The following is a 1,260-nucleotide window of genomic DNA, read 5'->3' as shown; positions in this document are numbered from 1 at the left end:
GGACCGACCCGGGTCGGTCCGGGAGGCCGCGGCGGTGGCGGAACCCGGGTCGGTCCGGGAGGCCGCGGCGGTGTGCGGGTGCTGCCCGGCCGGCCGGTCCGGCGGCTGCGGCGTCCGTGCCGCCGCCCCCGTGTCCCCCGCCGTGGTCGGCGGCCGCCCGGCGTCCCCGGCGGCGCCCGGTGCCGCTCCGAGCAGTTCCTGGGGGACGACGAGCACGGCCTGCACGCCGCCGTAGATGTTGCTCTGCAGGCGGACGCCGATGCCGTGCCGGCGGGCGAGCTGGGAGACGACGTACAGCCCGATGCGGCCGTCCGCCAGCAGCCGGGCGACGTTGACCTGGTCGGGGTCGCCGAGCACGGCGTTCATCCGCTCCTGCTCGGCGACCGGCATGCCGAGGCCGCGGTCCTCGACCTCCACGGCGAGCCCGGAGGTGACGAGGCTGGCGCGGAGCAGCACCTGGGTGTGCGGGGCGGAGAACACGGTGGCGTTCTCGATCAGTTCGGCCAGCAGGTGGATGACGTCGGCGACCGCGTGCCCGCGCAGGGTGCCCTCGACCGGCGGAACGAGCTTGACCCGCGAGTACTGCTCCACCTCGGCGATCGCCGAGCGCAGCACCTCGGTCATGGAGACCGGATTGCTCCACTGGCGGCGGGAGACGGCGCCGCCGAGCACGGCCAGGTTCTCGGCGTGGCGCCGGATCCGGGTAGCGAGGTGGTCGACGTGGAAGAGGCTCTTGAGCAGGTCCGGGTCCTCGATGTCGTTCTCCAGCTCGTCGAGGATCGCGATCTCCCGGTGCACCAGCGACTGGAGCCGGCGGGCCAGGTTGACGAAGACCTCCAGCTTCTGCTCGCTGCGGGCCTGGCTGGACAGCTGCGCGGCCTGGACGACGGCGGTGACCGCCCCGTCGTGGGCGCGGGCGAGGTCGGCGGCGAGCAGTTCGAAGTCGTCGGCGTCCTCGGGCGGCCGGCCGCCCGGTGTGCGGCGGGGCGGTGCCTCGCCGCGCCGCAACCCTTCGACGAGGGCGCGCAGATCGGCCTCGCGGCGGGCACTGGCGCGGCGCAGCGCCGCGACGCGTTCGTGCACCGAGCGGGCGGCGCGTCCGGCGGCGACGGCGGCGATCAGGATGCCCGCGAGTGCCACGCAGACCGCTCCGGCGAGGACCGCCCACAGGGTGAGGCTGGTGCGCACTCCGGTGGAGCGCACGGTGAACAGCACGGCCGCGCAGCCGCCGAGGGCGACCGCGACGGGCGGCAGGACCGC

1 protein-coding gene is annotated in these 1,260 nt (G+C 75.9%); it reads right to left on the bottom strand.

The features are described from left to right. Positions 1–1,260, bottom strand: a 1,260-nt coding sequence (locus CCN42_RS40955; RefSeq protein ID WP_143662286.1) for a sensor histidine kinase, incomplete at both ends; no start/stop codon positions are given.

Source organism: Streptomyces glaucescens, assembly GCF_002154375.1.
Lineage (GTDB): Bacteria > Actinomycetota > Actinomycetes > Streptomycetales > Streptomycetaceae > Streptomyces > Streptomyces glaucescens.
Note: the sequence above shows the minus strand (reverse complement) of the source record. Positions and strands in the feature narration are given on the sequence as shown.